At 43.2% G+C, this 11585-nt stretch carries 8 protein-coding genes; 4 read left to right on the top strand and 4 right to left on the bottom strand.

All coding sequences use genetic code 11. From position 1 onward, the window contains the following. Nucleotides 1-6: 6 nt before the first annotated feature. A complete protein-coding gene (locus L870_RS0103285; RefSeq protein ID WP_028516920.1) occupies nucleotides 7-624 on the bottom strand; it encodes a helix-turn-helix domain-containing protein in 618 nt (205 codons plus the stop codon). 13 nt (nucleotides 625-637) lie between these two features. Continuing rightward, entirely contained in the window at nucleotides 638-1297 is a 660-nt protein-coding gene (locus L870_RS0103280; RefSeq protein WP_028516919.1) for a phosphatase PAP2 family protein, read from the bottom strand. Nucleotides 1298-1709: 412 nt separating this feature from the next. On the opposite strand from L870_RS0103280, the gene L870_RS0103275 reads away from it, so the two are divergent. Together L870_RS0103275 and L870_RS0103270 are read left to right on the top strand one after the other, a co-directional pair. After that, the gene (locus tag L870_RS0103275; RefSeq protein WP_028516918.1) at nucleotides 1710-2126 is read left to right on the top strand and encodes a YjdF family protein; all 417 of its coding nucleotides are present in this window, start codon (nucleotides 1710-1712) and stop codon (nucleotides 2124-2126) included. Between the two features lie 97 nt (nucleotides 2127-2223). After that, entirely contained in the window at nucleotides 2224-2886 is a 663-nt protein-coding gene (locus L870_RS0103270) for a nucleotidyltransferase domain-containing protein (RefSeq protein ID WP_028516917.1), read from the top strand. A gap of 95 nt (nucleotides 2887-2981) precedes the next feature. On the opposite strand, the gene L870_RS16475 is transcribed toward L870_RS0103270, so the two are convergent. Further along, nucleotides 2982-3668 (bottom strand): flavodoxin family protein, encoded by a 687-nt coding sequence (locus L870_RS16475; RefSeq protein WP_051411386.1) that lies wholly within the window; start codon nucleotides 3666-3668, stop codon nucleotides 2982-2984. A 335-nt stretch (nucleotides 3669-4003) separates the two neighbouring features. On the opposite strand from L870_RS16475, the gene L870_RS0103260 reads away from it, so the two are divergent. After that, a complete protein-coding gene (locus L870_RS0103260) occupies nucleotides 4004-4522 on the top strand; it encodes a GNAT family N-acetyltransferase (protein WP_028516916.1) in 519 nt (172 codons plus the stop codon). 1277 nt (nucleotides 4523-5799) lie between these two features. Here the strand turns inward: L870_RS0103260 and L870_RS0103250 are convergent. Further along, nucleotides 5800-8010 carry a helix-turn-helix domain-containing protein gene (locus L870_RS0103250; protein WP_028516915.1) on the bottom strand — a complete coding sequence of 737 codons (2211 nt, stop codon included), beginning with the start codon at nucleotides 8008-8010 and terminating at the stop codon, nucleotides 5800-5802. A gap of 249 nt (nucleotides 8011-8259) precedes the next feature. Here L870_RS0103250 and L870_RS18305 point away from each other — a divergent pair, with 249 nt between their 5' ends. After that, entirely contained in the window at nucleotides 8260-11016 is a 2757-nt protein-coding gene (locus L870_RS18305) for a DUF6055 domain-containing protein (protein WP_051411382.1), read from the top strand. Nucleotides 11017-11585: the final 569 nt, after the last annotated feature.

The following is an 11585-nucleotide window of genomic DNA, read 5'->3' as shown; positions in this document are numbered from 1 at the left end:
ATCTGTTCAGTGCTCACTTTTTGGGAGTTTGAAAAGCATTATCCCCTTTATTATCAGCAGCAGGAACGCTACTGTTGCCGCATAGGGTATTCTTGCCATAGTCAGGAACAATACCGCGATAATGCTAAGTACAAGCGATGTGCCAGTAACTGTGCTTCTGCCCTTTTCTATGTTCCTGTAATTCATAAACAACTTCACTGCACCGATGATTATAAGTATTGAAAACAGTCCCCAGCATACACAGCTTATCCCGAACGATATATGCGTGTAATCAAACAGGGCAACTGCCGAAACTGTCTCCCCAGCCTTTTTAGGATAGAGCGGCAGAAGAATAAGCATTATACTCATTATATCTACTATCCCTATCAGCAGGTCTATCATTTTTCCGATATTTGAGCGGTTCTCGTCTTTTGCCGCGGTAATGAGTTCTTCCGATGACAGCAGCTCATCTATAGTCACGGAAAAGAACTTTGATATCTCTTTCAGTGAATCAATATTAGGATAACCCTTTCCCGATTCCCATTTAGAGATCGCTGTACGGGATACATATAGCTCCTTTGCAAGTTCTTCCTGAGTTAAGCCTTTTTTCTTCCTTAATTCCTGCAATTTCTCATGAAATTCCATTTTCATTTCTCCGTTAGTTATTTTTGTCAGTGAGGTGGACAGCACCATGATATATTAAGTACAGTCCAGAGCTCAGCAGAACAGAGCCTGCTATATCCGTCAGCCAGTGTACTCCCGCAACGGTGCGTCCCACCACCATAAACGCCGTGAATAAGGCCGTAAACGCATAAAGCACATATCTGACTTTAGTGTTTCGTATCCTGCGATGCACCTGAAAAGCAAACGTAGGCATTACGCTCATAACAAGGAGCGTTGTTGAAGACGGGTAAGAAGCCTCCATACGTCCTTCTAAAAGTATCGGCCGGTAGTTTATAGGTATCATCTCAAATATGAGATAACCGAATATCACAAGGATATAGTAAATACCAAGCAGGATAATATCCTTATCAACTTTAAGAAGACTTCTCCGCTTTATAAGCTGGACAAGACCGACAACTCCGAATATCATACAGATAAAGATCGGCACAAGTCCAAGCCAGTCGGTGACAGTATACACCCACATATGAACGCCTGTCGTTTTATGGAACCACACATTCAGACCTGCAAAACCGATGTCCGTTCCGTTCTGTCCCACTGCCTGAACATCAACTGTCTGTATCAGTACAGTCCAGACTGCAAACAGTATCAGCATAATCGTGCCTGTGATAAGTGTGTTCTTTTCATTCTTTTTCATAATTCCGTGTTCCTTTCAGATGATTTCCTTTCGGCTGATCTCATGGTAACACGGGGGCTGAAAAAAGTAAAGAACCGTACGGTCACACCCATGACACGAATCGTGACATATGCGATATTACAACGTTTACAGCATATCTGTCGACATAACATTTTTTAATGACTTAAGCTTGATTTTATTATAACCGAAAGGTGAGATTCCGTCAACACATAGTCTTGACCAAAACATGCTGATGTGTTATGATATATACAGCACAGCAGTGCGATCAGATGACAAAGATAAAAACGCAACGTGTACTTTCGGGTATGCCAGAGCCGGTAGGTAGCCCGGCCGTCCTGTGAATACAGGGTAAGTAACCTGCCCCTCCGGGTTGTCCGTTCTTTGTCCATAACTATTTTCAGGAGGGAAAGATATGGACAAAACGAACGGTATGCTGACGGTATTTTTCGATGAGCCTTTCTGGGTGGGAGTTTTTGAACGCTCTGAAAAGGGTAAACTCTCAGCGGCTAAGGTCTCATTCGGAGCAGAGCCCAAGGAGAGCGAAGTCTGGGATTATGTGCTAAGGCATTACTACAAGTTGAAGTTCAGTCCTGCTGTCAAGGCAAAAACAAACCAGACTGCTGACAATCCCAAACGGCGGCAACGCAATGCACGAAAGCAGCTCAGTACCGCAGGTATCGGCACTAAGTCTCAGCAGGCGCTAAAGCTTATGCAGGAGCAAATGAAGACCGAACGCAAGCAGATCACAAAAGAGCAGCGTGAAGCCGAAAAGCATCGTCAGTTTGAGCTTAAACAGCAAAAGCGCAGGAAAAAGCACAAAGGTCATTGACAGCTTCCTGCAAAAAAAGTCCTGACAGTTTCAACTGTTGGGACTTTTTATCCAATCAATTAATATTAAGATATACATTTTGTTCAGGAGACCAGATATGATCGATACAGCGTCTTTGATAGATAAATTTATCTCAGCCTTGAAAAATACATTTCCAGACAGGGTATGTTTCGTTGGCTTACAGGGCAGCTATGCACGCGGAGAAGCAACAGAAAGCAGTGATATTGATATAGTTGTGATTCTCGATAATCTTTCGTGTGAAGATGTAAGACGTTACCGGACTATGCTTGACACTCTTCCGCACAGGGATTTACTTTGTGGATTTCTTTCTGATGCAGACGACCTCAGGAACTGGGAGGTATCTGATCTGTTCCAGTTCTATCATGATACGAAACCGATAATCGGGACTCTTGATGATATTATTCCGCCAATAACTGATGATGATATCAGACGGTCAGTCAGGATAGGAGTCTGCAATATTTATCATTCCTGCGTTCATAATCTGATATATGAGAAAGATCCAGAAATACTGAAAGGCTTGTATAAATCCGCCTCCTTTGTGATACAGGCACTCTGGTATCTGCGATCAGGAGAATATATCGCACATTCTCAGGAGCTTGTCTGCAAAGTTGTAGACAACGAAAAAGATATTATCTCTGCTTATATACAGATAAAAAACAGCGGCGTATCTGATTTTGATAGGCTGTCAGAGCTTATCTTCTATTGGTCGAAAAAGCAGATAAATCAGATGCACGAATAAATTGAAAGAAACATTCTGATATTATGAGACTGCAATGATTGAAACAGAACATTTGAAAAAATACAAAAAGGCGCAAAACTGACCCGCCTTTTTTATCATTTTATCTCACCATTACATATTGCAGCATACATATCTTCCGATATCATCGGAGAGCATATTTCTGCGAGTAAATCATTATCTATCGCACCGGTTCCGGCGTACTGCTTTCCAGCTTGTCTGACGAGTGCAAGTCTCGGTACCGTCACTTCTGCGGCTTCAGGAGCGTTGAACATCGGACTTTCGGGAACGGTTATGATGGTATGATTGCTTGGAAACATAAGCTTGAACTGGGTTACGACAGGCTCGAAATTATGTTTGCTGTTGGGAAATCCGCAGCCGCATATCATCATGTATCTCAGGTGAGAAAAGTCAGCCTGTCCGACATGAACATATCGGTCTCCCTGCTTTTTCATTGCCATACTGGAAAGCGGCATCGTGCGGTCGATAAATACTTTCAGCGGAGCAGGCATTCCGTAAGCGTAGAGAGGATAACTCATCAGCAGGAGATCACTCTCCAGAACCTCGCTGAGAAGCGCACTCATATCATCGTTGTGTATGCACTCTCCGCCGTTACGTTTACAGATGAAACAACCTGTGCAGAATTCGATGTGCTTGTCGATGATATTGACTATGTGAACTTCCTGAGGTGATTCATCTTTCATGCCGTCAAGGAATGCTCGGGTTATGTGCATAGTGTCACTTTTTTCACGCTTTGGACTACCGTTCAGAACAAGTATTTTCATAATAACCATCTCCTTGTAGGTTTCAAAAATATCTGTTTTTATTATAAACCTGAGGAGAAGCAGCGTCAATCCACGTTCCGTAGAGTTGACATTATCAGCGCTAAGGTTTATACTGTTTTGGGTGGATGAATATTATAAGAACGAAAGCGAGTAAACTATGGATCATGTTTATATCTATTCTTGACTTTGGGCGACAGTGCGGTGTATAATATGGATAGTAAGCAGTTTTACTGCGATAAATCGGAATTTAACTGTGAAAGGGGTGTTGCGTATGAAAACGATAATAATAAAAACGAATCAAAAGAGTGAAATAGATAATATAGGAGGATTATCATTTGATTAAAATTGAATTATTATCAGAAAGAAATTTCTGTTTAGAATCATTGGATTTATATAACAGAAAACAGAATGTAAATAAAGTATATCGAAGAATAGACGGAGAATATACATTAGTAGAATGCAAATATACCGAAGATTGGGATTTAAACAAAAAGCGTTCTGTGGCAAAGCAAATAAGCAGTGATGATTATATTACATACGTTGCATTAGATAATGAAAAAGTTGTTGGCTTTATAGGGCTATTAAGGAAACTAAATGGTCCATACATGATTCTTGATATGATGCAGGTATCTTCTGAATGTAGAGGTCAAGGTGTTGGCAGACAATTATTTGAAGTAGGAAAAGCTGAAGCAAGAAAAGCTGGTGCAGAGGCTTTGTACATATCTGCTTGTTCTTCTGAGGAGACGATTGCATTTTACAGAGCAATGGGAAGTGGCCTGGCAAGTAATCCTATAAAAGAAATTGCTGAAGAGGAACCATTTGACCTTCAGATGATTTGTCCTGTGAAAGATTAAGTGGTGATTAAATTCTGATTCAGCTTAGTACCATGACAGATCAAAACTTATGAAAAAATGATACAGATAGCCCCCGCAATAGCGGGGACATTTATATTAGAAAGCTCTTATATTAGAAAAAATCTTAGAAAAAAACGAAAAAAGCACTTCCGATTTCTCAGAAGTGCCTATTTCATAAGGGTGGGAGATGGGATTCGAACCCACGGTCTTCGGGACCACAAGCCTATGCTGACGGATATTCCGCAGTTTCATCCGGTTTATCAAAATACTTTTTTGCGCCTATATTTCGAGGATTTGAGCAGATTTGCCGTGTAATGCCTTTGCAGAAAAAATTGTCTAACTGTAGGAAAAGTGTAGGAAAAATATTGCAGACAATTACTGTTGATACTTCATTTTTCACTGGTTGCAACACAGGCTGCAATCAACGAAGGAAAGTAATTCCAAAATATACTCAGATTGGCTGTTTTACGCTGAATCTGGACGATGCTAAAGAATACCTTTACGCGAAGTCTACGAAGCGCAGAATACTAAGCTGGCGTGATATTCACGTTAATGTGTTTATCTGAATAAAACAATAAGGCTCTCATAGCTTCAGCTATGAGGTCTTTTTTGTCCCAGAAAAAACTTTTGAGTGAAAAAAGTGGTATAAGTGGTAAAAGCATTTTTGTATGCTATGTAGTATTAGTGAAAGACAGTCATAACTTACTGCTCGCATTCAATGCAGTGATTCTCACAAACTTTGCAATATAGCTTTATTTGACCTTTATCCCAGTTGATTCTGCCCATCTGAATCATTTTCTCATCTTTTCCCCAACATACAGCGCAGTAGCACACCTTTTGATTATCACCTTGCAGTGTTATATACGGCTGTTCATGCCTAACAAACCTTTGCTCCGTTTCTTTGGATTTTTGTAGTTCTGAATTCTCTTCGCGTAGTTTTGCTATTTCAGTCTGCATATCCAAGGCCTGTGAACTTAAATCAATGAGTTGTTTGTAAAGCTCGACGTTATCAGCTTTTTGTGCTAGTGCAGGACTCCCGTCCCCAGGCATGATCTATAATGAATTCAGCGTTAACACCAAATTCCTTGTATAACAGAGCCTCCGGTAGCATGGTGATACCCTGCATATCATAGACTCCGTATTTTGCTAGCCTTGCGGCTTTAATGAATGGATATTCGACTAGCTTAATGACATTAGCCATTACTGCGGAGTTTTTTATAATTTATATTAATAAGCATGGGATGTTTGGCGCTAACAATCAATGGCACAACATCCCATTATTGCCTTTCTCTGTATTCAGATGGAGACATTCCTGTCTTCGCTCTGAACTGACGCATGAAGTGAGTAGCGTTCTGATATCCGCAGGAAGAGGCAACCTCGCTGACACGCAGATCGGTCGTTAACAGAAGCTTCTTTGCCATACCTATACGTGCTTCAAGCAGGTCATCAATATAACTGACCTCGAAATGCTCCTTGTACAGTTTCTGAACATAGCTTTTGCTGATGTTCAGCCGTTTGGCGAGTACAGAGAGACTCCAGTCAAGCTCAGGCGCCTTGTGTATCTCACGCCTGAGCTTTTTGAGCTGACTGATACCTGTAAATCCCTTTTCCGCAGGCATACTGCTGCTAAGCGACTCCCACAGCTCAGAGAGACATTTCTCAGCCGGATATGACACCTCTCCGCAGACATAGTACGGCTCAGGAAGAAATGCAGCCGCCGAACCCTCCTGCATTTTGCGTATGAGTACTTCAAGCTGTATCATCAGTTCTTCTGCATAGTATTCAGGTGTTTCTTCCTCAAGAGAAAAAACTATTGCAAAAGTTCTTTTGTCGAGACGTGCAGTCTGATACTTCCGTCCTGATATCAGACGTATCGCATTTGCAAGCAAAAGCTCTGACTGAAGTACGTTATCGGTCATTATACTGCTGCTCATGTTGTTCGGTGAAGCCGTAAGCATAGCGATAGTAACGAGCATTATGCCGTTATTTCTGCTTGTCTGCTCCTGGTTCTCGAGATAAAGCAGCAGCCCTTTTTTGCTGAGCATATCAGTCATCTTATCGTACATTGAAGCTTCTTCTACCGTTTTTTGCAGATACTCCGCATATAGTCTGTGCCGCAGGATACGCAGACCGTTTGCCACGGAACTCAGAAGGTTGAAAAGCATGACCGATGCCTTGAAGTCTGCTGCTTTTTCATAGACAAATCCGCAGTATCCGAAAACCTGTGATGCGGCGTGCAGCGGCAGAAGTATCAACAGAACAGGTTCATGAGGCTTTGCAAGCATTGGCACTATTTGTGACGTAGGAAACAATGAGCCGCTTTTGCCGTCCTTCCATGCCTTCTTTGTAACAGCACAGAGCATTTGTCCGGGATATGGCTTTGTACGGCATATATCCGGCTGTTCAGGTTCGCTGTCCCAATCGGGAAGAATGCAAAGATGCAGTGAGCGGTAGCTTTTGATTATGTGTGCTGTCTGGTCAACGATATCAGTCAGCTCAGAGAGAGACTCAACGGCTGAAGCTCTTGTTATAACATCAGCATTGATTCGCATTTCGAGCATATCGCTGACCTCAGTGTCACGCCGAATCTGCTCACGTACCTGTAGTGCTGCTGTCTGATAATCAGCCATTTTCTCTACACATCCGCAGCTTGCACCATAGATTATGTGTAAATCGTTTCCAGAGTCCGGAACCGGCATCCCTCCGCTAATTCTTAGCAGTTTTTCTGTTCCGGCTCTGCCCGTTTCTGACATAATACCGCCTATCGTAGTAATAGAAGGAAAATTTGATATCGCACTGATATGTCCGTCGAAGCCGGTTACAATGATATCGCCGGGGACATTGATGCCGCCTTTCTGCAGAACATCACATAGTGTTACTGCCATTATGTCATTTGCACATACAACAGCATCAGGACACTTCCTTTTGTGATGTATTAACTCATTACCAAGCTCCTCTGCACGCATCTTCCAGAAGTCTCCATAGAATATCTCATGTGTACAGTTGTGTTCATTTACTGCGCGGAGGAAACCGGACATACGCTGCTCTGAATCAGGATTGCCTTCATGTCCGGCAAGAAACATCAGTTCTCTGCACCCGTGCTTTTCTATCAGGTGACACGTCAGCTCATATACAGCATCATCCTGCGGTACAGAGACAGTTTCAAAGCCAAGGGAACTGCCGCCAAAGTCAATGCACGGAATTCCGGTCCGCCTTATCTTTTCCGATATCATGCGGCGGACGCTCTCTTTGACGAAATACTGCGAAGCGATCAGCACTCCGTCCAGTGCAGCTCGTTCAAGAAGACAGTAAATGCTTTCTTCTCCATCCATTATCTCACTCTGAACGTGAAATTCCAGTCCGTTTGTCATAGTTGTCAGCACTATTACATCACAATCCGCGGCAGAGGCAGTTTTGAAAATGCCATCAAGAAGCTGTGTCTGCAGATTGTCTGTTATCGAAGGTATTACTACACCTATACGTTTCATGATACCGCCTCCTTTTCATTTATTATACATTACGATGCTGCTTTCTGTCAACAAGGATTCTGTATTATGTCAGTCGGAGTGTTTAAAATGTTATTGAAAAGATAAAAATGTCATGCTATCATATAAGTGACAGGAAAAGCATATGCAGTGTGCAGGGAGCGGAGTATCGGATCTTCAGGCACCTTCTCCCTTGCCGACATGAGGAAAAACGGTAATAGGCATACCGTAATACTAACGGAGGGATCATTGATGTTCAGATCAGCAAGAAAAACAGCAGCGACCGTATTGGCGGCGGCGCTTTCATTAAGCACAGTACCATTATCAGCTTGCATTGAAACTGCCGGAGCAGCTGATGCTCTGATGACGCGGGATATATGGTGTGCAAACGAAGATGTCAATCGCTGGGAATCAGAACATTTCCAGTTCATCTGGGGCAAAAACGGAGCTGATTCAGCGAAGATAACCACACAGTTTCTCAAGGAAAATGCTAAAAACCTTGAAGCCTGCTGGGACGTCTATATGAACGACCTTTCCATGGAAGCTCCTACACAGTCGGTAAATCTGGCTCTCCGTGACGGAAACAGATACAAGGTCAATTTCTACATATCCGGTACCGGCCTTAAGCCATTCCCGGATGACTGGGCTTATATGGGATATGACAATCAGGGTTATGCTTTCATGTTCTGCTGCGTGGGTGCTATGCAGAACTCTCCTAATCCTTCATGGGTGCTCCCACATGAGTTCGGCCATGTCGTAACAGCTCATCAACTCGGCTGGAACGAAAATAAATACGTATCTTCGTGGTGGGAGGCAATTGCCAACTGGTATCGTGAGCAGTTTCTCTATTCCGATTACTACAGTAGTCAGTGGGGGAATGTGAACGGCATAACCGATTACTTTGAGACCTATATGAAGAATCTTTGCTTCACGCCGATACTTGGCCGTGATAATTACGCTTCATGGGCATTTTTGCAGTACATTACCGAAAACCCGGATGATCTTCCCGGCTATGGCAGCAGCTTCGTCAGAGACCTTATGCAGCAGGGTAAGCGTGATGAATATCCATACATAGAGATAGAGCGTATATCAGGTGCAGATATGAAAGACACCCTCGGTCATTATGCAAAGAGACTTGCAACACTTGACCTTGCTCACAAGAAGGACTATCAGTCACGTCAGAACGAGCTTCTTGCACGAGGCGAGTGGAACTGGGGCGAGATATTTACTATCCTTGAAAATACCACAGGCATGGAGGACTATTATACCGTTCCGACCGAACGTGCACCTCAGCAGTTCGGCGTGAACATCGTACCGCTCGAGGTTACGGGCAGCAGTATTTCCGTCACTCTTGAAGGACTGACAAAGACCAATGGCGCAGACTGGCGGGCTTGTATCGCAGTTGAACAGAAGGACGGTACCACACGCTATTCTGAGCTTTTCAAAGCTGGAGAGACTATGAATATGGATTTCGGCAGCAATGACTCTGCGGCGTATCTAACCGTCACAGCTACACCTGACATTTCAGTCTGGCAGCAGACAGGTGTTCCGTGGGCGTATGGAACAGGTGAATTTGATGAAGCTCATGCACCGTTTCTTAGCAAGACACGATATCCATGGGGAGCAATTATCACGGGTGCAGGCATAAAGCAGACTCAGAACGATGCTGCAGCTGTACACGGTTCGCGTCATCCGAACGGAGGAGGATTCGTTGCTTCAACAGCTAAGGTCGAGCCATCTGTTTACGTTGGTGCTGATGCAAAGGTGCTTGGATATTCAACCGTCAGTGGCAATGCAATAATTGACGGCTATGCTGTAGTCAGCGGAAATGCAAAGATCTCAGGCAATGCTGTCGTGAAAGGACACGCTGTTGTAGCAGAAAATGCAGTTGTTAAGGATAATGCTATAATAGCTGATAATGCCGGTGTAATGGGATCGGCAGTCATCTCCGACAATGCAAGAGTTCTGGAAAGTGGTCTTGTTTTTAACACGTACACGGTCAGCGGGAATGCGACTGTCAAGGGAGTTGCATATTGTCTGAGCAATGGCTCTGCAACAGGGCAGGCAATGCCTGACGGCGATTACTATGATGACTCCGGCAGAACGATACAAAAGGGTTCCATGTATGGCTGGACGAGCTACGATGAATATGCACAGAACCGCCCCTATACTGACGGCCAGATGGCGGCTCTGGAATTTGCTGCCGACAGCACTGACATTGCAGCAGATGAGTATACCTCAACATTCGGTATTTCTATTGGTAGTCCGGTATGGAGCAAGGCTATGACCTCCGGCAAGGGAGTGCTTACCTTTGAGGGTTCGGATGAGCAGTATCTGCTTGCAGACAGTTCCTATACTGCACTTCACACTGCAGAATATCAGACAGCTGTCCTTCTTCGGAGCAAAAGTAGGAGCGAACTTTTCCGTTTCGGCTCAGAGGATAAGGGAATAACACTTGTAGCTGAAAACGGCTCTGTTGCACTTTATGGCGTAGATCAGTGCGTGAAGGTCAATGAAGCATATAAACTCGGAGAGTGGATAACTGTCAGCGTTCTTATTTCGGACGGAAAGGCGACTCTTAAGATCGATAACGGCAATGAGTTGAAAACCGAAACCGCAGAATTTTCTGCTGAGTCGATTGATGTTATCGGCACGAATGATGTTTATCTCATTGGCGCAGGTATGAACGGCTCTATGGACTATTTCCGTGTATATAACAAGGACGTCCCCGAGGCTGATTATTACTACACCGAAAAGGAAGACATACAGGATGTGACAACTTCCGGTTATGTCGGTGATCTCAACAGTGACGGCAGCGTAGATGTGTTTGATTTCGTACTCATGAAAAAGGCAATTATTGACAAAAACACCATCAGCGGTAAAAATATGCTTGCAGCAGCTGATGTGAACGGTGACAAGGAGATTGGTATCGCAGACCTTGTTCTGTTGCAGAATTATCTCCTTGGCAAAGACAAAAGCTTTCCGGTTGGCGGAACATATACTGTCTGAAATATATATTCTCATGTAAACTATCATTCCTTTTGTCAATAAATAAAGGAAAGAGGCCTTGCTGCTAATGTCATTAAGCTAAGAAACTAAAGTGAATGAAACAGGAGTAGGATCCTGTTTTGTACCTATTTTTCGAGGACAAAAGCTGAATTTACGGATATTGTCTTTGCAGAAAAAATCTTAAAACTGTAGGAAAATATTAGCTCTCACAAATTAATTTGTGAGAGCTATATAATTTAAAAGTGTGGCATATTAGTAATATGATGTGTCCGGAACAACAATGGAAATTTACCCGAAACAGTATGAGAGCGATGGAGCATAAAATAGAGCTTACATATTTAATGCAGGTCGGAATATAATAAGATGATTGTAAAAGGACGGCGTAAAGCCGTCCCATAAGACTTGGATATAGCTATTCTTCTAAGAATTTCTCTATAACAACCATTATCTACTCAAGGCGCTTACCACCAATACCTTTGATCTTGCTCAGTTCCGTCTCAAGAGCAGGAAGATCAATTGTTTTCCCTTGTTCTCCGAGTAACTGATCCCCATATGTGGTGATACACTTT

The sequence above is a fragment of the Ruminococcus flavefaciens ATCC 19208 genome (assembly GCF_000518765.1).
Taxonomy (GTDB): Bacteria; Bacillota; Clostridia; order Oscillospirales; family Ruminococcaceae; genus Ruminococcus; species Ruminococcus flavefaciens.
The sequence above is the reverse complement of the archived record's forward strand: the minus strand, read 5'-3'. Positions and strand labels throughout refer to the sequence as shown.